This is a genomic window from Thioclava sp. SK-1 (assembly GCF_001705665.1).
Taxonomy (GTDB): Bacteria; Pseudomonadota; Alphaproteobacteria; order Rhodobacterales; family Rhodobacteraceae; genus Thioclava.
The window spans coordinates 138748-160128 of record NZ_MDHA01000069.1; the positions used below are offsets into that span (position 1 = coordinate 138748).

A 21381-nucleotide genomic window follows, 5' to 3' on the forward strand; every position below is an offset into this window, starting at 1 on the left:
CGGCCCCTACGATTTTTCGTCGAAACATTAACCGTTCGGCCATGCTCAACAGTTATCAAGAACTATGTTTGCTTTACTCTTAACTTTTGCGACCGTTCTGACGCTTCTGTATTGGGGCGGTCACAGCCATGCCCGGCGCCTAAGCCTGCTGGCGGCGCAAACCCGTTTTGATGTGCCGCTTGCCCCCTTCCCCCCCCGGCGGAACCGACCATCACCGCATTCCACAGCGCTGCGTCTGCCGCATTTCAGCCCTCTGAAAACCGACGAGAAAATTGAGTTGGAACTGGAAGACGCGGTCCCGATGCCGACGCATGACGACATTCAATTCGTGCAAGACGGAATGCACACATTGGTCAAGATTATGGGATTTTCATCATTGGTGATCGAAGACACGCATCCATCTCAGCTGTCTGGCGATCAATTCAGGTTTTGCCGTTCGGCACCCGCTGACAGGGCGACGATACGCCGCTAGCGCCCCGATCTTAAAACTATCCTCACAAGGCATGAGGCATGGCTTGTGAAAAGATGCGCCATCTCTGGCGCATCTTACGTCCGCAATTAAACGGCGGTTTTCTTGCTTTCTTCTAGGTAAATCTCGCGCAGACGGGCTGCGATCGGACCGGGTTTGCCATCTTTCAACGCTTTTCCGTCGATTTCGACAACAGGCATCACGAAAGAGGACGCAGAGGTATAGAATGCCTCATCTGCATTCTGCGCTTCTTCGATTGTGAAGGCCCGCTCTACGACCTCCATCTGGGCTTCAGCCGCCATTTTCAGCACCGACGCCCGCGTGATCCCGTGCAAGATATCATGGGACAGCTCGCGCGTGATAATCTGACCATTTTTGACGATATAGGCGTTGTTGGACGATCCTTCGGTCACTTTGCCATCTTCGACAAACCACGCGTCATCCACACCGGCTTTCTTCGCAGCCATTTTGGCCATCGAAGGATACAGAAGCTGAACCGTTTTAATGTCGCGGCGGTGCCAGCGCAGGTCCGGAATCGAGATAACCTTGATCCCTTTCTTTGCCTTTGGATCCGCCGCAAGACCCGGTTTTGCCTGCGTAAACAGCACGATGGTTGGCTCTACATTGTCATCGGGATAGGCAAAATCACGGTCGCCGGGGTTGCCGCGCGTGATCTGCAGATAGACTAAGCCCTCGTCAATATTATTGACTTTGACCAACTCGTGGTGAATCGCCAGAAGCTCTGGCATTGTGACCGGGCATTTCATTTCCAGCTCGTTCAACGAGCGCTGCAACCGTGCCGAGTGGCCTGGAAATTCAAGGATCTTACCGTCCAGAACGCTTGTCACCTCATAGACGCCGTCGCCCATAACAAAGCCGCGGTCAAAGATGGAAACCTTCGCCTCTGCTTCGGGCAGATACTCTCCGTTGAGATAGACTGTGCGGCTCATTTGCTGTTCTCCTATATTCACTCAGCCCCAAAGCGCAGCTTCGGGTGGATAGACTTTGCCATCTTCATAATGCAGCGGCGTTTCACGGTCTTCGGCGAGAAGTAGCGGCGCGTCAAGATCGACGATCTTCGCCCCTTGCGCAACCAGTGTCGCCGGGGCCATTGCAAGGGACGACCCGATCATACAGCCGACCATCACCTGATACCCTTCCGACAGCGCTAGATTGCGCAGCGCCAGCGCCTCGGTCAGGCCGCCGGTTTTATCCAACTTGATGTTGATCATATCATATTTGCCGCGCAGATTGGCCAAAGACGCGCGGTCATGGCAGGATTCATCCGCGCAAATCGGGACAAGCCGTTCGACTGCGGACAGGCCCTCATCTGCGGCAGCAGGCAGGGGTTGCTCCACCATCGCGACATTCAGGCGTACAAGATGCTTTTGAATATCAAGGAAATTTTCCATTTCCCAGCCTTCGTTCGCATCCAAAATGATTTTTGCACCGGGCGCGCCGTCGCGCACCGCCTCAAGGCGTGGAATATCATCTGGCGTGCCCAATTTGATCTTCAAAACCGGACGGTCAGAATGTTTGGCAGCCGAAGCGCGCATATTCTCAACAGTATCAAGAGACAGCGTATAGGCCGTGACCTCTGGTTGGGGCGCGGGCAGCCCGGCCAGCTCCCAAACCCGAACTCCTGCCTTTTTTGCTTCCCAATCCCACAGAGCACAATCGACGGCATTGCGTGCGGCACCCGCCGGCAAGGCCTCTTGCAATTGCGCACGGGAGATATCGGCTGGCAGCGCACGGATTTGATCGGCCACCGAACTTAGGCTTTCGCCATAACGCGCATAGGGCAGACACTCGCCCATTGCGGTGATGCCGTCGCGTTTAATTTTCACCGTCAGCACATCTGATTGCGTGCGCGACCCGCGCGAGATGGTAAAGGCTTGCGCCAGTTTGAAGCTGTCTTCGCTTACCGTGATCATCGCTGATACTCCCGTTTGTTCCGGTTTATAATGTCCCAACTAGGGGCAAGAACGGCCATGGCCAGCCATATCAGCGTCAAGCGCAACCAGTTGATCCGAATGTTATTCATAGAAAAATCCCCGCCGGCCTCCATGAACCAGCGGGGAGAGTGCCGTTAGATTTTCGCCAATGCATCCACCAGCGGCCCTGCGCCGAACCGGAACGGGTCGGTGGTGGGCAAACCAAGTTCGGCTTCCAGTCCCGAAAGGTAGGATTTCGCGTCATCCTCGGCCAAGCCTTTGGTGTTGACCGAAATGCCGACCACCTGGCAATCTGGATTGCCAACCTGGGCCAATTGCAGCGCAATATCGCGCAGCGCCTGAAGACTGGGCAATTTGTACCCTGGCAGGCCGCGCATGTGATCGCGAGTGGGTTCGTGACACAAAATCAGCGCATCTGGCTGACCGCCATGCACCAATGCCATTGTCACGCCGGAATAAGACACATGGAACAAAGAGCCCTGACCCTCGATCAGATCCCAGTGATCTGCGTCATTGTCGGGCGTCAGATATTCAATCGAACCGGCCATGAAATCCGCGATCACAGCATCCAGCGGCACGCCGTCGCCGGTGATCAAGATCCCGGTCTGCCCGGTGGCGCGGAAGCTGGCTTTCATGCCGCGCTCCAGCATCTCTTTTTCAAGGCAAAGCGCGGTATACATCTTGCCGACCGAACAATCGGTGCCAACAGCCAGACAGCGTTTGCCGCTGCGTTTTACACCATTTGCAATCGGATATTTTACCGATGGGATGCGCACGTCATGCAGCTGACGGCCATTGGCTTTGGCTGCCGCCACCAGATCCGGTTCGTCCCGCAATAGGTTATGCAGGCCCGATGCAATGTCCAATCCGGCGTTAAGCGCCTCGATCAGCACGGTTTTCCACGCCGCGGAAATCACGCCGCCACGGTTGGCCACGCCGATAACCAGTGTTTTGCAGCCCGCCTCAACAGCAGCCTGAATGTCCAGATCCTGTAGGCCCATATCGGCCTTGCAGCCATCCATGCGATATTGACCAATGGCATAGTCCGGACGCCAGTCCTTTACGCCTTGTGCAACCTTTGCTGCGAGCGCGTCCGGCGCGTCGCCAAGAAACAGCAGATACGGGGTTTCGATAAGCGCCATTGTGCCCTCCTGTTGATGTTTGAAGATAAGGTAAAACTTCCTGACGGAATTTCTTGTTTATCTTCGATCTTTGTCGCCTCAGTTTTGCAATATTCTTCTACAAAATAGAAATATCGCGGGAAAAATCAGCGCCTGATAGGTTTATTACGCTGGTAATTGATTGCGAACGCATTGAATCACACCAGATTCCAGCGCAGACCATACATTACGCAGCATAGGTTCCGATGCTCATGACCGTTACATTCTTAAGAACATGCCGCAATGCAGAATTTCCTTGCGGCCAGCTGCGCAATATTATATCGAATTTATGACGCAATTAGACATATCATTACCGGAGGAACAATGAGTTTCCGCATCCAGCCCGCCGCCCCGGCCCGCCCGAACCGCTGCCAATTGTTCGGCCCGGGATCGAACACCAAACTGTTCCCTAAAATGGCGGCCTCGGCTGCGGATGTCATTAACTTGGATTTGGAGGACAGTGTCGCGCCCAGTGATAAGGCCACTGCGCGGCGCAATATCATTCAGGCCAGCCATGATATTGACTGGAACACCAAATACTTATCTGTTCGCATCAATGGGTTGGACACGCCCTATTGGTATCGTGACATTGTAGAGATCTTGGAAGAAGGCTCCGAGCGGATCGACCAGATCATGATCCCCAAAGTGGGCTGCGCGGCAGATGTTTATGCGGTTGATGCACTCGTGACCGCGATTGAGGCCGCTAAAGGGCGCACAAAGAAAGTCAGTTTTGAGGTTATCATCGAATCCGCTGCCGGCCTTGCGCATGTCGAAGAAATTGCCGCCTCTAGCCCGCGGATGCAGGCCATGAGCCTTGGAGCAGCGGATTTCGCAGCCTCAATGGGTATGGCGACGACCGGAATCGGCGGCACACAGGAAAACTATTACATGCTGCATGACGGCCAAAAACACTGGTCCGATCCGTGGCATTGGGCGCAAGCCGCAATTGTTGCAGCGTGCCGCACACATGGGTTGTTGCCGGTCGATGGCCCCTTTGGCGATTTCAGCGATGACGACGGGTATCGCGCGCAATCGCTACGGTCTGCCACATTGGGAATGGTGGGAAAATGGGCGATCCACCCGAAGCAAATCGCGCTGGCCAATGAGGTCTTCACCCCGTCCGAGGCGGCCGTCGCCGAAGCGCGAGAAATTCTGGCCGCGATGGAAAAGGCCAAATCCGAAGGCGCCGGGGCAACGGTGTACAAAGGCCGGCTTGTCGATATTGCATCGATCAAACAGGCTGAGGTGATCGTCCGTCAATCCGAAATGATCGCAGCAGGCTGATGCGTTTTCTCTATGCCCCGGCACGGGACGCTGGGGCATAGGGCGTCGGTTTGGCTCAGCCTGCGTCGGTTCCACCGGCCAATGGGATCCGAATTTCTGTCAGCAAGTCGTTTTCAGCAACCTGCGACGGGTCATTCAGATAGACCTCATATGCGGCCGGCCCACGATAGGTTTCGCCCGATGACGGATACCATTCTTCAAATAACATCCGATAGGCATCTGACAAAAGATCATAGGATCCTTTGACCTCCATCACCGCGTAGCGGCCTGCGGGATAGACATGCTCTTCCAACGGGGCTTGCATCGGAAATTCATTGGTAACCACGAAACATGCATGCGCACGCAGCTGATCAACCGGGGTGACACGCGGATTGTCATGCCCAATCGCCGCCGCATCCGACACATAGGACCACAGCGCGCCTTCTTCAAACATTGCGCTTAGCCGATCGAACGTGTCACCCAACTTTGCATAGGCCCCACGATGCAATAACCCAACAAGGCGCACCTTTGGCAATTCGTGTATGGTGACTTCGGAAATCATCACTGTCCTCCAAAAAATATCGCCCATGCAGCCGCACAGACCTTGTATGCTGGCATGGATATGAACCAATTGCTGATGCTGAGCTAGCGCATATACGCGTTGTGCCAACCTGCCCCCGTTGCATTTCCCGAAATGCACGGTCATATAGACCCAGTCGTGACACGGAGGCGCCTCGTATGACAACCTATCTTGAATTCGAAAAGCCGCTCGCAGAAATTGAGGGCAAGGCAGAAGAATTACGCGCGATGGCGCGTGCGAATGAAGAGATGGATGTCGAAAAAGAGGCCGCTGCGCTGGACAAGAAAGCCGCGCAAATGCTGAAAGATCTGTATAAAGATCTCAGCCCGTGGCGGAAATGTCAGGTGGCCCGGCATCCCGACCGCCCGCATTGTAAAGATTATATCGAGGCCCTGTTCACAGAATATACGCCACTTGCCGGTGATCGTAACTTTGCCGACGATCATGCTGTCATGGGCGGGCTTGCGCGGTTCAACGATCAGCCGGTCGTGGTGATTGGCCATGAAAAAGGCCATGATACAGCCACCCGCATCACCCGGAATTTTGGCATGGCGCGCCCTGAAGGCTATCGCAAGGCGATCCGCTTGATGGATATGGCGGACCGGTTCGGCCTGCCCGTCGTAACGCTGATCGATACGCCCGGCGCCTATCCAGGCAAGGGCGCAGAAGAACGCGGCCAATCCGAAGCCATCGCACGCTCCACGCAGAAATGCCTGTCCATCGGTGTGCCACTGGTATCTGTGGTGATCGGCGAAGGCGGCTCTGGCGGGGCCGTGGGCTTTGCCGCAGGCGACCGGATCGCCATGCTGGAACATTCGGTATATTCGGTCATTTCGCCAGAAGGCTGCGCATCCATCTTGTGGAAAGACGCCGAGAAAATGCGCGAAGCCGCCGAGGCGTTGCGCCTGACCGCCCAAGATTTGAAAAAGCTTGCCGTGATCGACAGGATCATCAAAGAACCGATGGGCGGCGCACAGCGCAATCGTGCCGCTACCTTGGATGCCGTGGGCGCCGAAATCCAATTGATGTTGAAAGAGCTGGACGACAAAGATCGCAGCGCCTTGATCAAGTCGCGGCGCAAGAAATTCATTGAAATGGGATCAAAAGGTCTGGCCGCCTAAAACAGTCGACCGCAATTTGCCTTGCATATAAGAACGATCACCCGGTAGCGCGCGCTACCGGGTTTTATTATGCAAACACTGTAATGGGTGCGCCCGTGCGATCAGGGCTGCGCATCGGGCGGAATCACGATCAGTCCCGCCTCGGCCATCAGCTTGTTTGAGCTTGCCTCGATCTCGGTTTCCATCCGCGCCATAAATTCTTGCAGCGGTAGGCCCGGTTCAATGGGTGGCAAAAACTCAATCACCGCCAGACCGGGTTTTCGCAGCAGCGACTGGCGCGGCCAAAAGACGCCGACATTCACACCCACCGGGACACAGGGTTGTTGCATCACACCATAAAGCATGCCCGCCCCGACCTTATAGCCCTGCTGGACGCCAGCTGCGACACGCGTGCCTTGCGGGAAAATGACCAATTGACCGCCTTTGTCGCGATTTTTCTTGGCCGCGCGCAGCATGCCCTTGATCGCAGCGCCACGTTTGCCGCGGTCCACCGGGATGCAGCCGATCAGCCAGGCAAACCAACCCACGAAAGGTGTGTAGACCAGTTCCTTTTTCATGATGAACTTGCCCTGTGGGATGGCAGAGTAGATCATCAAGATATCGAAAAAACTTTGGTGCTTGGCCACGATCATGACATCGCCGGTTGGGGGAGTTCCGCGCACCTCCGACCGCAGGCCAACGATCCAACGCGCCGAGAAGCGAACATAATGGCAAAACAGCCGGCACACCCATGCTGCCACTTTGCGCCCGCCCAGCAAGGCGACTGGGAATAGCAACGTCGCAATCAACGCAAGCGCGACATACATCAAGACAATGAAGATGACCGAGCGGATCAGTTGCATCAACGAATTCCTTTCAACACGCGCGCGCTGGCCAATCGGGTGGCCAACCATGCCACGCCACCGGCCGTAACAGGGATCAGCAACGGCCAAATCCAGCCTGCGCCGCTAAAGCCAAGGCCGGTCAAAAATCCGCCTGCCGTATCGGCCGCGGGCAAGGACGCCACGGCCAGCATTGCAAGCCCGGTGCCAAAACACGCCCCCCAGATGCCGCGCGCGGTAAAGCGCCGCACAAAGGCCCGTGCGACAAAACGATCTTGCGCACCAATCAGGCGCAGCGTGCGGATCACTTGGGTATTGGCCGCCAGTGCAGCCTGCGCCGCAAGCGTAATCATCCCAGCCATCGCGCCACCGATCAGCAGCAGCGACACCACGCCCAACAGGCGCAAACGGCTGGCCGCGGCCACCAACGGACGGCGCCACCGGGAATGATCATCAAGCACCGCACCGGGCGCCTCGGCCGCAAGGCGCAGGCGTAAGCCTTCGGAATCAAAGCCGACGGCTGTTTCGGTAATCTCTACCAGATTGGGCAATGGTAATGTGTCGATCGGCAGATCAGGGCCGAACCAAGGCGACAAAAGGCCGGTCATTTGATCATTATTTAAAACGCCGTAATCCGCGATGCCCGGCGTTTCTGACAATACCTGCAGCACTGCGTCGGTTTGGCTTTGCATTTGCTCCGTCGGCGCGGAAATCCGCACCGTGGCGGAGCGCGCCAAACTGTCCGACCACCGCGTCGCAAGCCGATCCGTAGCAAAACACAGCGCCAGCGCGAAAACGGCCAAAAATGCCATCGCGGCCGCAGTCAAAACCGTCAAATTCGCGGTAAACCCTGTGGGCGGCACCACACGCCCGGCCTGGCCTGGATCAAATTTTGCAAATGGTAATCTCATCATAGATCCGCCCCCGCCAAATGCAGCCTGCGGCCAGCAATCCGCAACACCCGTGCCGAAACCTGCGCCTTGGTCTGCCGGATCAGGTTCAAATCATGGGTCGCGATGACCACGGTTTTGCCCATCCGGTTCAGCTCTACCAACAAAGACAACAACCTCAGCGACATCTCCCAATCAAGGTTCCCCGTCGGTTCATCTGCGATGATCACTTCCGGACTCATCATCACGGCACGGGCCAGCGCGGCGCGTTGGCGCTCGCCCCCCGACAACTGCGGTGGCAGCGCCTGCGCTTGCGCGCTAAGCCCGACCCAGCCCAGCAATTCGCGCAGCTCATCACGGTTAACCGTGCGCTGTGTCACCGCCAGCGGCAGCGCGATATTTTCTTCCAGCGACAAATGGTCCAGAAATTGGCAATCCTGATGCACGACCCCAACGCGTTGACGGATATTGGCAATATCATCGCGCCCCAACATCCGCACATCTTGGCCGAACAAGCTAAGATGGCCCGCCGACGGCGTCAGCTCTCCGTAGCAGAGTTTCAAAAAACTGGTTTTTCCCGCGCCAGACGGCCCTGTCAGAAAATGGAACGAACCCGGCACCAGCTTCAACGACATTTCCGATAAAAGATCGGTCCCGCCGTATCCTACAGCCACATTTTGAAGCTCAATCACTACATCGCCCCTGATTTTGCGCTGACTTGACATCCCCGGCGTGCGCAGACAACGCTATAGCTTGGATATCGTTTAACTGCTTGCTACAACATCAGTAAGTGAATTGCCAGAATGGCAAGTGGCAAGGGAGCAAGAACCCGAATGCGGCTGATCTGCCCAAACTGTTCGGCACAATATGAAGTCGGCGACAGCGTCATTCCTGACGCCGGTCGTGATGTGCAATGTTCAAGCTGTGGGAAAACGTGGTTTCAACAAAGCCGCGCGATGATGGATGCGCTTGCGGCGCAAGACCTTGACCCCAGCCCGGAAGAATGGGAAGGCGCGGCGCAACCCGCTGCTGCACCATCCCCCAATTTTTCCGAGGATCCGCCACCCAATGCCTTCGATATCAACGATTTGGCCCGCGCACGCGCATCTGGGCTGGAACGCGCCATGACACGTTCGCAGGCTATTGCACGCGGCGAACCAGTGCAAACCGCCCCAAAGCCGCATCCAAGTGATGATGATATCGCGGCCTCGATCGTTGCTGAACTGGAAGCCGAAGCCGAGCCTTTGGCCCAAGATCTTGCCCCACAGCAGACCGCGACAGTGACGGTAGAGGCGCCTATTTCCGCCCCGGTTGAGGTTGCACCGGAATCGCCCCCCGCGCCGGTTGGCGGTCCGCGTAAGCGCCGCATGGATGACAGCCTTCTAAGCATTCTGCGTGAAGAAGCTCAGCGTGAAGCCGAAGCACGCCGCGCCGAAGGCACATTGCTGGAAACCCAAGAAGAAATGAACTTGGAACCGGCGATGTCGGCCGCCAGCCGCGTGCAGGCCAAACTTGCCGCCGCACAGCCTCCAGAGCCAGAGACGCAAACGCCCGCCCCATCCACCGTGTCGGTCAAACCTGCACGGCTGGTCCCGCGTCCCGAACCCGAGGTTCCATCGCAAAACCCACGCACCCGTCTGCCCGACATTGAAGAAATCAATTCAACCCTACGCGCCAGTGCCGATCGCACCGGTCAAGCAGCGGCAGTTGATGCCCCACAGGTCAAGGCGCAACGGCGTTCTGGATTTCGACTGGGGTTCTTTTCAGTGATCGGCCTGGCGGTGATTTGCGTCGCACTGTATGCCGCCGCGCGCCCGATGGCCCAGACAATACCGATGCTATCCGTGCCATTCACCGCCTATGCAAACACGGTGGACGCGCTGCGCCTTGACCTGGATCGACAGCTGCAGAACCTGATCTTGCAGTTAAAAGACAGCCGCCTGCAATAAGGGTTGTGCCTTAGAAACGGTCCAGCAGCCTATCCAAGTAATCTAATTCCTGCTCGGGGCGCAAACGCTCGCCAGAACGGCGACGGATCTCATCAAGCAAATCCCGCGCGCGGCGATACACATCTTCGCCCTGCAACAGGCTGTCTTCCGACCCCAAGCGCCCGCCCTGCCCCATTGAACGGCCTAGCGGATCGCGCGGCATTTCGCGGCTGCCTTGTCCGGCGTCACCAAAGCGTTGCCCCTGACCATCTTGCCCTTCACCCGCACCGCCCTGCTGACGCGCCTGATCTTCTGACATGGCTTCACCCAAGGCGCGCATCCCCTCGCGCAGCGCCTCAATTGCATCCGCTTGACGGTCCAATGCGCGGCCATTGTTGCCATCACGCAGTGCCTCTTCGGCTTGTTCCATGGCCCGGCCAGCATCGTCCAGGCTTTGTCGCGCGGCATCGCCAGCTTCGCTGCCGAACCGTGGCATCAGCCCCTGTTGCCGGCCCAGCTCTTGGCGCAGGCTTTTTTGCCGCTGTGCAAGGCTTTGGCCCTGACCATTACCCGGCTGCTGCCCCCCTTGCCCGGGGCCTTGCCCCACGCCTTCGCCCTCGCCTTCGCCCTGATCAGCACCCTGTCCGGGAGCGGGCTGCGCTCCTTGTCCATTAGGGGATTGCCCATTTTGCCCTTGCTGCGGTTGGCCTTGACCGGGCTGTTGTTCAAACCCATCTTGCAATTCACGGAAAGAATCATCGGACAATTCTTGCTGATCACGCAACGTGTCGCGCAGGCTTTGCATCGACTGATCTCCGGGCTGATCACCCTGCCCCTGCCCTTGGGTGACTTGTAAATTCTCCATCATGCGGGCCAGCTGATTGAGCATTTCTTGCGCCTCGGCCATCCGGCCTTCTTCCATCAGGCGCTGAATTTCATCCATCATCTGCTGGATCTGATCGCCGGAAATTTGCTGGTTTTGCTGTTGATTTTGCCCAAATTGCGGACCTTCTTGTTGGTCCTGAGACCGCTCTGCCAACATTTTCAGATAATTATCCGTCGCCTGTTTCAGCTCGGACATCAGCTTATTGATCTCATCTTGGGACGCGCCGTTGCGAATCGCCTCTGACAGGCGCTCTTGTGCCTGCTGCATCGCGGCCAACGCATCGGCCAGCCCGCCATCTTCCAGCAACAAGGCCAGATCCCACAGGTTATCGGCCACTTTATCACGCGTCTGGGCGGTGAATTCATCGGCTTCCAAAACGCCAATCGTCGCCCGCAACATCAAAGCAACTTCCGGCTTGCGGATAATATCGCCCGGGCGGTTTGACACGGCGCGCAACCATTGGCTGACGCGGGACGCATTATCGCGTGACCATAAAATATCGCGTCGCGCCTCGATCAGCGCATTGGCCAAAGGATCGAAAAAGCGTTTCCCCGGCAATTCCATCACCTGCGGCCCGGAAGTGCCAACCTGCCCCAAACCGTCTTCCACAGTCAGTTCCAGTCGAACCGGCAGGTTCGCCCATGGATGTTTGGCTGCATCTTCTACCAATGTTTCGGTGAAGTCAGCGCGCGATCCGGTGAATGGCAATGGCAGATCGACAATCAGATCATCACGCGGTTCGGGCGGCAAAGCCAGGCCGTAGCGACGGTCCAGCGCGGCCAGGTCCAAAGTGATTCGTCCCTGCCCCTGTGTGATCGCATAATCGTCTTGCGCCCGGAAGGGCTGTGCCATTTGGCCATCTGCACGCCGTTCCGCCAGACCAACAAGCGACACGCTGGGCGCATCATCGGATAAAATTTCAATATCAAAACGGCGCCCGCCAGCACCGGCGATTTCGATATAGCCAGACTCGCGGGCTTCAAAATCACGCTGCTCGACCTGTGTTGTTTCGTCACTTGCGAATTCCGAGACCGACTTGGGCCGCGTGACGGTTTCCGAAAAACTGATCGTGCCAGGCGCGCCGTAAAACCGGAAGGAAAACTGCGTGCCCTCGGGCAGTTCGATCCTGTCTTGCTTCAAGCTGTTCAGATACAGGCCCGGCTTGCCGGTATATCGCGGCGGCTCGGCCCATCCTTCCCATGACGGGCCCATTGCCGCCAGAACCGGGCTGCCAATGGTGGTGCCTCGCCCAGCTTCGAACAACCGATCAGGGGCACCAAACAACAGTGCAACCACCAATGCAGTCAATGCCGTAAGCCGCAAACCATAGGGATCTCGCGGCGATAAATCAGGCGCCGGACGAACCGGTTTAACCTGCCGTGTCGCCTGCGCCATACGCGCCATATGTGCCGCCCAAAGCGCACGCGCCGCCGCATCATCACGCCCCAGCGCCATGCCATCTTGCAACGCGGCAATCGGACGTCCGGGCAAGCGGCGGTCCAGACGTTCTTCGGCCTCGGCGCGGGTGGGGCGGTGGAAACCACGCAGCCCAATCCCAAAACACACAAGGAAGCCCAGCCCGAACAAGCCAAAAACTGCCTCGGCCCAATGCAATGGCATCAGATCTTGCAGCCGCATCAGACCAAAGGCCAGGGCCACAGCCAACACCGACAGACACGGCCAGAACGCCCGCAGCCCGCGTTCGGCATACATGCCAAGACGGGTCAGCAACAGCGGTCGTGCCAAACGACGCAAAGCGGCGCGACGTGAGGTTTCGATCTGGTCAATGGGCGGCGTCATATAGGCCTTTCATCGGGCCGACTACGGCCTGCTACAGGGGCGATACCACCCCGATGTTAGAACGGCCCGCCCTGTCACGCAAACAAAGTCACAGCCATTCAGGGATGCTATCGCGGGAAAGCATTTCCTCAAAGCTCGGTCTTTGTCGAATGACCGCAAAGTGATCCCCCTGCACCAGAACCTCTGGGATCAACGGCCGAGAATTATACTCCGACGCCATCACGGCACCATAGGCCCCGGCTGAGCGAAAGGCGACCAGGTCCCCCGGCCCAACGGGGGGCATATTGCGCCCCTTGGCAAAGGTATCGCCCGTTTCACACACCGGGCCGACAATATCCATAGCGGACTGTTCGACCCCTGCTTCGGCCTGCACCACGGGAATGATGTCATGATAGGCACCATACATGGACGGGCGTACAAGATCATTCATCGCCGCATCCAAGATCAGGAAATTGCGTCCATCACCTTGTTTCAAATAGATCACCGAGGACACCAAAACCCCCGCATTACCTGAAATCAGGCGCCCAGGCTCAATTTCAATTTCGCAGCCCAGATCGCCCACGGTGCGCTGAATCACCTGACCATATTCAATCGGCAGCGGAGGCGCGTCATTGGAACGCTCGTATGGAATACCCAAACCGCCGCCCAAATCCAGGCGCCGGATGTTATGGCCGTCTTCGCGCAGCGCCCGCGTTAAATCCGCAACCTTCGTGAACGCCAGCTCAAACGGTTCCAGATCGGTCAATTGCGAACCGATATGCACATCAATCCCAACAACATCGATACCGGGCAAACGTGCCGCCAACGCATAGACGGTGCGGGCTTTAGCAATGGGAATGCCAAATTTATTCTCGGATTTTCCGGTGGCGATTTTTTCATGCGTTTTCGCATCCACATCGGGATTGACCCGCAGCGCAATTGGCGCAGTCACGCCCATACCCGATGCGATTTGTGAAATCGCTTCCAGCTCTGGCTCGGATTCGACGTTGAACTGGCGAATACCGCCTTGCAACGCCAGCGCGATTTCCTCGCGCGTTTTTCCGACGCCGGAGAATACGATCCGCTCGCCCGGGACGCCCGCCGCCTTGGCCCGGTGATATTCCCCAATCGACACCACATCCATTCCCGCGCCCAGATCGCCCAGCAATTTCAACACTGCCAAATTAGAGTTCGATTTGATGGCGAAACAGACCAAGTGATCAGTCCAAGCCAAAGCCTCTTGGAACAACTGGAAATGGCGCGTCAAAGTGGCGGCCGAATAGGCATAAAACGGCGTGCCAACAGTGGTGGCAATATCGGTAATAGAAACATCTTCAGCGTGAAGAATGCCATTGGAATAGGTAAAATGGTCCATCAGACGGTCTTTCGGCTATGGGAACGACAGCGGGGCGCATGACACGCACCGCCCGGATGTTTACTGTGTTTGCACCTGACCTGGCGCGATCGGATCGCCCTCAACCCCGCAGGCAGACAGGGCTAGGCACAGAACAATCAGGGCCGTACGGATCATGCCAGAAGATCCTTCCAACGCGCGATCTGCGCGCGCACCTGCTCGGGCGCGGTGCCACCATAAGAAATGCGTGACGCGACAGAGTTATGAACCCCTAAAACGCCATAAATATCTTCGGTGATCGCGGTATGGACCGATGTCATCTCTGCTAGGCTGAGGTCGGGCAAATCGCAGCCCTTTTCTTCGGCCATAGCCACAAGCGTTCCGGTGACGTGATGGGCGTCGCGGAAGGGCAAGCCAGCCTCGCGCACCAGCCAATCCGCCAAATCCGTCGCGGTTGAGAACCCGCCAGAGGCTGCCGCCTCAAGATTTTGCGTATTTACGGTCAGATCGGCAATCATGCCTGCCATCGCGGCCAGCGCCAACATCAGGTTATCCGCCGCGTCAAAGACCTGTTCTTTATCTTCTTGCATATCCTTGGAGTAGGCCAGCGGCAGACCTTTCATCACCGTGAACAGCGCCACTGTCGCACCAAGGATCCGGCCAATCTTTGCGCGGATCAGCTCTGCGGCGTCGGGATTGCGCTTTTGCGGCATGATCGACGAGCCGGTCGACCATTTGTCCGACATCGCCACGAAACGGAACTGCGCCGAAGACCAGATCACCAATTCTTCCGCAAGACGGCTTAGGTGCACCGCACAAATCGAGCTTGCAGACAAAAATTCCAACGCGAAATCACGGTCGGATACAGCATCCAGGCTGTTGGCCATGGGCCGATCAAAATCCAAGGCCTGCGCCGTCATATGGCGGTCAATCTTAAACCCGGTCCCGGCCAAAGCCGCCGCACCAAGGGGTGATTCGTTCATCCGTTTACGCGCATCCGTGAATCGGCCCAAATCGCGTGCAAACATTTCAACATAGGCCATCATATGATGCCCCCATGTGACCGGCTGCGCCGTTTGCAGATGGGTAAAGCCCGGCATAACCCAATCAGCCCCGGCCTCAGCTTGGCCGATCAACGACCGGATTACGGCCTCCAATCCACTTATGGCGGCATCACATTGGTCACGGACCCAAAGGCGAAAATCAGTCGCAACCTGATCATTGCGCGAACGCGCCGTGTGCAAACGGCCTGCGGGTTCCCCGATCAGCGCCTTTAGCCGCGCCTCTACATTCATGTGAATATCTTCAAGCGCGGTAGAAAACGGGAATTCTCCGCCCTCAATTTCTGACAAAACAGTGAGAAGCCCTTCCCGGATGGCTTCTGCATCGCTATTGCTGATGATGCCCTGCGCGGCAAGCATCGCCGCATGGGCCCGGCTGCCACGGATATCCTGTGCGTGCAATCGCTGGTCAAACCCGATCGAGGCATTGATTGCCTCCATGATCGCGTCAGGCCCAGCGGCAAAACGCCCGCCCCACATCGCGTTGGAGGCTTGGTTGTCCTTGGCTTGTTCGGTCATCACTTGGCCCTTTGTCTGCGCCCTAAATCTGGAGGCTACATGCTGCGGTTGCTCGTCCTTTATACGGCCCTTGCGCTTGGTGCAAATGGCGTAATGGCTGCTGACCTGTCAGCCCTTAAAACCGGCGAGATGAAAAAGTTGGTTGTTTACGACGATCCACTGCCAGTGCCAGAGCTGCCATTCACTGATCCCGATGGGGCAGAATTGCGGCTGCAAGATTATGCCGGCAAGGTCATTTTGGTAAATATGTGGGCGACTTGGTGCGCACCTTGCCGCGAAGAGATGCCCGAGCTGGACGCTTTGCAAGCCGAGATGGGCGGCGACGCGTTTGAGGTTTTGACCATTGCCACGGGGCGCAACCCCCCGCGCAAAGTAGACAGTTTCTTTGAAGAGGCCGGCGTAACCCATCTGCCCAAGTTCCGCGATGAAAACCAAAAATTGGCCCGGGCGATGGGCATTCTGGGGCTGCCGGTGACGGTATTGATTGATCAAAACGGACAAGAAGTCGCCCGGTTGATCGGCGGTGCCGACTGGGCCAGCGATGATGCAAAGGCCGTGATTAAGGCGCTTATAAACTAATTCAGACTGTCCGTGCTTTGCCCACTGAAAATCCTATGGGCACAGCACGGATATCGCCAAGCTGCCTGCCAGCAAACTGCATTATCTGGCGCAGCCCTTAGATCAGCGGAACCAGTGGAACGCCTCCACATGCCGTCAGCGCTAAACACATCCCCAAAATTACTGCGATTTTCATCGGCTCTCTCCCAATTTCAGCTTTGCTATGTAGCTAACGTATTGGGACAGCCGATCAACTCCCAGCCCACGGCCAGCAGATCAATTCTGCGCCATCAATTCGCCCAGGCAGGGCTTTAGCGCCAGACGCAATTCCGAGCCAAGCTCTTGAAAGCTGCTGGGTGAGGGTGTGGCAAGCCGCGCGGCCCAGACCTCATCTCGGGCAAGCGCGAATTCGCTGACATCAGTGCGTCCTGAAACATGGATCAACCGCGTCAGAATCGCATAGCGGGCATTTTCAATACGGGCAATTTCTTGTATTGGATTGCCGTAGAACCCGCTTTCGGCCCCGCTTAAGTTCATCATATCAACACGCTCAAGCCATTCGGTATAGCCCACGACAACCGCCAAGCACTCACGCTCTTGCGCAAATTCAATTGGTTCACTACCGGCGCTGGCCACAGTGCCCCCCGCGACAAGCGCAAAACAAACGGCCAATATTCTCCTTAAATATATGACGTTCTTCATAGTAGTGCTCTCCCCTGCCCGACGTTTTGTTCTCGCCAAAGTTCTTGCCACAGCGGCCCCGTAATCCGAGATCCTTTTTCCACCACGATATGCAAAGAAATCGTCAACTTGATCAAATTTTCGCGCAGGTTCGTATAAATTTGCGATACTGTTGCTCAACGCGCAACAAATCACACCCCATCCAACCAAAAGCGACGTCGCAGACATTCAGCAAAACGCATACCTTTTGCACAAGTCCAAGCGACATAACCCCCTAAGGCAGAGCAATGTTCAGGCTTAAAACGGCAGTAATCGCACTGGGGCTGGCAGCACTGGCTGCTTGCGGCAGCGAACCGAAATCGACCACCACCACATTGATGGCGCCAGGAACGCTTAGTGCTGCACAATATCGTGCGCCAGGCATTCCAACGAATTTTGGCGACCGCTCCCCCCATGATTGGGACGGCAGAGTCCCCGCGGCATATCCCGTGCATGGCATTGATGCTGCAAGATATCAGGGGGTGATCAACTGGCGCCAAGCCGCCGCCGCAGGCACCCGCTTTGCCTGGCTGAAAGCCACTGAAGGTGGCGACCACATTGACCCTGGTTATGCGCTTAATTCCGGCCCTGCCCGACGCGCGGGCGTCGCCGTTGGTGCATATCATTTCTATTATTTTTGCCGCACCCCTGTCGAGCAGGCAAAATGGTTTATTGACCGGGTCGATCGCCACAGCGGGGATCTGCCCCCGGTTTTGGACATTGAATGGAATCATCAATCCAAAACCTGCAAACGCCGCCCCGATGCGGCGACCGTGCGCCGTGAAATGCGTATCTTTTTGGATTTAGTTACAGCGCATTACGGCACCAGCCCGGTGATCTATACCACTGTTGATTTTTGGGCCGATAATGATCTTGAGCATTTGGGAAATTACGATTTCTGGCTGCGGTCCGTCGCCGGACATCCGTCGCTAAAATATCCAGGCACGCGTTGGGTGTTTTGGCAGTATAGCGGCACCGGGATCGTGCCCGGTGTCGGCGGAACCGTCGATCTGAATGCGTTTGCGGGATCCGACGCGGGCTGGCGCCGTTGGTTTGCATCCCGCGCGCAGCCCTGATCCGGCGTCACAGCCCCTCAGGCATTGCCCAATTGATGGGCAACACGCCTGGGGAGCGAGGTTATTTTTGATACCTGTCCTAAACGGGCGCACATTCTTACGTGCCTAAACGTCGCAGTAACCCATTGTGGTTAGGGATCAAAGGAACAGATGTTTTTCAGGGATAATCGAATGAACGCCCATTCCGAGTTTGCCACCACGCGACATGGCGAAACGCCCTTTGCCTTCAACGAGTTATTTTATTCTCGGACGGATACCCGTGGCATTATTCAGGCCGGAAACGCGGTATTTCAGCGGGTTTCCGGTTATGGCTGGCCGGATCTTCTGGGCGTTCCCCATAAGAAAGTGCGCCATCCAGATACGCCCAAAGGGGTGTTTTGTATTCTTTGGGATGCGATTCAAAAAGGCCATCCGATGGGTGCCTATGTCAAAAACCGCTCTGAAAATGGCGATTTTTACTGGGTATTCGCGGTTATTATGCCAATCGATGACGGCTACCTATCCGTTCGGCTTAAACCCTCCAGCCCGACCTTCGATAAAATTCGTGAATTTTATCCTGACCTTAGCGAACGCGAACGTAGCAAAGGCATGGACCCTGAAGACAGCGCGGATGAATTGCGGCGCATGTCGGAAAAGGCCGGATTTTCCAGCTATACGAGTTTCGTGGCCTTTGCATTGGGACAAGAGATGGCCGCGCGTGACAAAAAATTGGGCCGCGCCGCCGATCGTCGAACAAAGATCCTGACCGAAATGAACGACGCGCTTGAAAAATCGACCGGCCAACAACGTGCTTTGTTACGAAGCTTTGAATCGCTGCAATCGGTTCCGAACAATATGCGTATTGTCGCCTCTCGGTTAGAGCCATCGGGTGGCCCCGTTTCCGCAATATCAGAGAATTACAAAGCAAGTTCACAGCTGATTTCCGCACGGCTGCAAAGCTTTGTCGGTGGTCAGGACAATATGTGCGACAAGCTGTCTCGCGAGGTCGCGCGGGCCCTGTTCCTGATGAGCTGCAGCAGAATATTGGCCGAAATGAATGCCAATTTCGATGATTCCAAATCCGTTGATGGCATTGATTGGGCGCATGAAAGCGATTTGTTAAAACGCTTGGAAGGGACCTGTGCTGATAAGGCCCGCGTGGCAATGACAACCGCCGCAGGATTTGCCGCGGATCTCAATCGTTCCAGTGCGGAAATCCGCAGACAGATGCTAGGGTTGGATACCATTCGCGTTTTGGGTCGGGTCGAATGCGGTCGGATGCGCGATGTGGGTGGGTTGTCGACAACCATCGATCAGCTGGATTCATTCCATGCGGATATTAAAAACCGGCTGGAAGCGATCATGCAGCTATCGGAGGTCATTGAAAACGCCATGCTGGCCTATCTGCGCGACATTTAACTGTTGCGCATGCGCGCGGCAAAGGACGTGCAATGATAATTTTCGGCAACAAATCGCTAAAAAATCACGCTGTCATTCAGCACTGTCCCTAAAATAGCAGTTCCCAAATGCCACAGCCGTCTCGCGGCGGGGACCGGATTACGCACCCCAGCAAACAAAATCCTGCCAGCATTCAGGCTGGCAGGCTTCATAAATAACACGAAAATTCCGCAGCTTATCCTATATCAGCTACGGTTTCGTTAGGCCGGATAGACCCGAACCGATCAGTTCTTATCGTCTTCGTCATCGCCTTCGGGCAGGTTGAAGAAGCTGTCAGCATTGGAATAATCCTTAGCCGAATTACGCTCCTCTTCATCCTCTTCGTTCTTGGTATTGGACAGGCTAAAGTTCTCCAACCCAGCGATGGACGAGGGCAGACGCGGCTCTTCGCCCATTTCCAGCGATTGCTCTGTCGAGACAAGCTTGCGACGCTCGTCATCATTCATCACATTCGCAGAGGTTTTCTTAACCGCCTTCTGCACTTCCATATCCAACTCTGACTGGCGGCACAGACCCAAAGCCACCGGATCAATCGCGGTCATGCTTTGAATGTTCCAATGCGTGCGCTCGCGAATGGATTGGATCGTCGGCTTGGTGGTGCCAACCAGGCGGGCAATTTGCGCATCTGCCAATTCTGGGTGGAACTTCACCAGCCACAGAATGGAGTTCGGGCGATCTTGCCGCTTGGACAATGGCGTGTAGCGCGGGCCGCGACGCTTGTCTTCGCCAACAGAGGCTTTGTTGAATTTCAGTTTCAGCTTATGCAGCGGATCTTTCTCGGCGCGATCAATCTCGGACTGATCCAACTGGCCATTGGATAACGGGTCCTGGCCTTTCACGCCTGCGGCCACATCGCCATCGGCAATGCCCTGCACTTCCAATTCGTGCATGCCACAAAAATCGCCGATCTGTTTGAAGGTCAGCGTCGTATTGTCCACCAACCACACAGCGGTCGCTTTGGCCATCAGGGGCTTGTTGTTCATCTGAGCCATCCTTTACACATATCTCTCCCGGGCCGAGAAATCGGCTGCGGCGTCGGGGGTGTCCCGGTCCGCGGTCCATCTCTGGAAGGGGAATTGGTTCTGATATACGCAAAATTGACGCGCGAGGGAAGAGGAAATGACGCATTTGACTGCTTTGGTTCGGTGGCTGGCGATGGCTTGTTGCGTTGTCTTCTTAAATTTGACATCCGTCCCCATCGCTCAGGCCGATGGTGAGGCCGCCGGTGACTTCGACTATTATGTTCTTGCCTTATCATGGTCTCCAACGTGGTGTGCGTTAGAAGGCGATGCGCGCCAATCGCCCCAATGCGCACAAAAGGAAGAATTTTCCTTTGTTTTGCATGGGCTTTGGCCACAATATGAGGATGGCTGGCCGCAATATTGCCGCACAACAGCGCGTGATCCGCAAAAGCGTACAACCGCCGCTATGACGGACATCATGGGCGCGCCCGGCGCCGCTTGGTATCAGTGGAAAAAACATGGTCGCTGTACGGGACTGGCCGCCAGTGATTATTTCCGCCTTGCCCGGTTGGCCTATGATAGCGTTGAAATCCCAGAGGTTTTTCAAAGTCTGAAACGAGATGTGAAGCTGCCAGCCTCTGTCGTCGAAGACGCATTTTTAGAGGTAAATCCGAATTACACCCGCGACAGCGTCACTGTCACCTGCCGTGACCGGCGCATTCAAGAGGTGCGCATTTGCCTAAACCGCGCATTGATGCCGCGCGATTGTGGCCCGGATGTTATCCGTGATTGTACATTGTCAGATGCACGAATGGACGGGATCCGATGATCCCGCCCAATCG

At 56.4% G+C, this 21381-nt stretch carries 20 protein-coding genes; 8 read left to right on the forward strand and 12 right to left on the reverse strand.

Annotated elements, in window-relative coordinates; all coding sequences use genetic code 11:
* The first annotated feature begins 64 nt into the window (after positions 1-64).
* Positions 65-472, forward strand: a complete 408-nt coding sequence (locus BFP70_RS16615) for a hypothetical protein (protein ID WP_066012758.1) — start codon at positions 65-67, stop codon at positions 470-472.
* An 86-nt stretch (positions 473-558) separates the two neighbouring features.
* Here the strand turns inward: BFP70_RS16615 and BFP70_RS16620 are convergent, their stop codons facing one another.
* The 3 genes from BFP70_RS16620 to dgcN form a co-directional block, all read right to left on the reverse strand.
* Positions 559-1419 carry a D-amino-acid transaminase gene (locus tag BFP70_RS16620; RefSeq protein ID WP_066012759.1) on the reverse strand — a complete coding sequence of 287 codons (861 nt, stop codon included), beginning with the start codon at positions 1417-1419 and terminating at the stop codon, positions 559-561.
* Positions 1420-1440: 21 nt separating this feature from the next.
* Complete coding sequence (dgcA, locus tag BFP70_RS16625; protein ID WP_066012760.1) at positions 1441-2403, reverse strand: N-acetyl-D-Glu racemase DgcA; 963 nt, start codon at positions 2401-2403, stop codon at positions 1441-1443.
* Between the two features lie 155 nt (positions 2404-2558).
* Positions 2559-3566: an N-acetyltransferase DgcN gene (dgcN, locus tag BFP70_RS16630; RefSeq protein WP_066012761.1), complete on the reverse strand. Its 1008-nt coding sequence runs from the start codon at positions 3564-3566 to the stop codon at positions 2559-2561.
* A 342-nt stretch (positions 3567-3908) separates the two neighbouring features.
* On the opposite strand from dgcN, the gene BFP70_RS16635 reads away from it, so the two are divergent.
* Positions 3909-4868, forward strand: a complete 960-nt coding sequence (locus BFP70_RS16635; RefSeq protein ID WP_066012762.1) for an L-malyl-CoA/beta-methylmalyl-CoA lyase — start codon at positions 3909-3911, stop codon at positions 4866-4868.
* A 55-nt stretch (positions 4869-4923) separates the two neighbouring features.
* Here the strand turns inward: BFP70_RS16635 and BFP70_RS16640 are convergent, their stop codons facing one another.
* Entirely contained in the window at positions 4924-5409 is a 486-nt protein-coding gene (locus BFP70_RS16640) for a GyrI-like domain-containing protein (protein ID WP_066012763.1), read from the reverse strand.
* A 176-nt stretch (positions 5410-5585) separates the two neighbouring features.
* On the opposite strand from BFP70_RS16640, the gene BFP70_RS16645 reads away from it, so the two are divergent.
* A complete protein-coding gene (locus BFP70_RS16645) occupies positions 5586-6548 on the forward strand; it encodes an acetyl-CoA carboxylase carboxyltransferase subunit alpha (protein WP_066012764.1) in 963 nt (320 codons plus the stop codon).
* A 101-nt stretch (positions 6549-6649) separates the two neighbouring features.
* Here the strand turns inward: BFP70_RS16645 and BFP70_RS16650 are convergent, their stop codons facing one another.
* From BFP70_RS16650 to BFP70_RS16660, 3 genes are read right to left on the reverse strand one after another with little or no spacing between them, the layout of a single operon-like run.
* Entirely contained in the window at positions 6650-7390 is a 741-nt protein-coding gene (locus BFP70_RS16650; RefSeq protein ID WP_066012765.1) for a 1-acyl-sn-glycerol-3-phosphate acyltransferase, read from the reverse strand.
* Entirely contained in the window at positions 7390-8280 is an 891-nt protein-coding gene (locus tag BFP70_RS16655; RefSeq protein WP_176715591.1) for an ABC transporter permease, read from the reverse strand. The genes BFP70_RS16650 and BFP70_RS16655 overlap by 1 nt, the downstream gene beginning before the upstream one ends.
* Positions 8280-8951, reverse strand: a complete 672-nt coding sequence (locus BFP70_RS16660; protein WP_066012767.1) for a cell division ATP-binding protein FtsE — start codon at positions 8949-8951, stop codon at positions 8280-8282. The genes BFP70_RS16655 and BFP70_RS16660 overlap by 1 nt, the downstream gene beginning before the upstream one ends.
* Before the next feature lie 141 nt (positions 8952-9092).
* On the opposite strand from BFP70_RS16660, the gene BFP70_RS16665 reads away from it, so the two are divergent.
* Positions 9093-10208, forward strand: a complete 1116-nt coding sequence (locus tag BFP70_RS16665; protein ID WP_066012768.1) for a zinc-ribbon domain-containing protein — start codon at positions 9093-9095, stop codon at positions 10206-10208.
* 10 nt (positions 10209-10218) lie between these two features.
* Here the strand turns inward: BFP70_RS16665 and BFP70_RS16670 are convergent, their stop codons facing one another.
* The 3 genes from BFP70_RS16670 to argH form a co-directional block, all read right to left on the reverse strand.
* Positions 10219-12873 carry a TIGR02302 family protein gene (locus BFP70_RS16670; RefSeq protein ID WP_066012769.1) on the reverse strand — a complete coding sequence of 885 codons (2655 nt, stop codon included), beginning with the start codon at positions 12871-12873 and terminating at the stop codon, positions 10219-10221.
* A gap of 88 nt (positions 12874-12961) precedes the next feature.
* Positions 12962-14227: a diaminopimelate decarboxylase gene (gene lysA / locus BFP70_RS16675; RefSeq protein ID WP_066012770.1), complete on the reverse strand. Its 1266-nt coding sequence runs from the start codon at positions 14225-14227 to the stop codon at positions 12962-12964.
* 152 nt (positions 14228-14379) lie between these two features.
* Positions 14380-15786 carry an argininosuccinate lyase gene (gene argH, locus BFP70_RS16680; protein WP_066012771.1) on the reverse strand — a complete coding sequence of 469 codons (1407 nt, stop codon included), beginning with the start codon at positions 15784-15786 and terminating at the stop codon, positions 14380-14382.
* A gap of 39 nt (positions 15787-15825) precedes the next feature.
* Between argH and BFP70_RS16685 the strand changes: the two genes are divergently transcribed.
* Positions 15826-16365, forward strand: coding sequence for a TlpA disulfide reductase family protein (locus BFP70_RS16685; RefSeq protein WP_066012772.1), 540 nt, complete (start codon positions 15826-15828; stop codon positions 16363-16365).
* A gap of 255 nt (positions 16366-16620) precedes the next feature.
* Here the strand turns inward: BFP70_RS16685 and BFP70_RS16690 are convergent, their stop codons facing one another.
* Positions 16621-17016 carry a hypothetical protein gene (locus BFP70_RS16690; protein ID WP_066012773.1) on the reverse strand — a complete coding sequence of 132 codons (396 nt, stop codon included), beginning with the start codon at positions 17014-17016 and terminating at the stop codon, positions 16621-16623.
* A gap of 296 nt (positions 17017-17312) precedes the next feature.
* Between BFP70_RS16690 and BFP70_RS16695 the strand changes: the two genes are divergently transcribed.
* Positions 17313-18140, forward strand: coding sequence for a GH25 family lysozyme (locus BFP70_RS16695; RefSeq protein ID WP_066012774.1), 828 nt, complete (start codon positions 17313-17315; stop codon positions 18138-18140).
* A gap of 171 nt (positions 18141-18311) precedes the next feature.
* Positions 18312-19538, forward strand: coding sequence for a PAS domain-containing protein (locus BFP70_RS16700; RefSeq protein WP_066012775.1), 1227 nt, complete (start codon positions 18312-18314; stop codon positions 19536-19538).
* A gap of 263 nt (positions 19539-19801) precedes the next feature.
* Here the strand turns inward: BFP70_RS16700 and BFP70_RS16705 are convergent, their stop codons facing one another.
* Complete coding sequence (locus tag BFP70_RS16705) at positions 19802-20560, reverse strand: DUF1013 domain-containing protein (RefSeq protein ID WP_066012776.1); 759 nt, start codon at positions 20558-20560, stop codon at positions 19802-19804.
* Positions 20561-20732: 172 nt separating this feature from the next.
* Here BFP70_RS16705 and BFP70_RS16710 point away from each other — a divergent pair, with 172 nt between their 5' ends.
* Positions 20733-21368 carry a ribonuclease T2 gene (locus BFP70_RS16710; RefSeq protein WP_066012937.1) on the forward strand — a complete coding sequence of 212 codons (636 nt, stop codon included), beginning with the start codon at positions 20733-20735 and terminating at the stop codon, positions 21366-21368.
* Positions 21369-21381 lie beyond the last annotated feature (13 nt).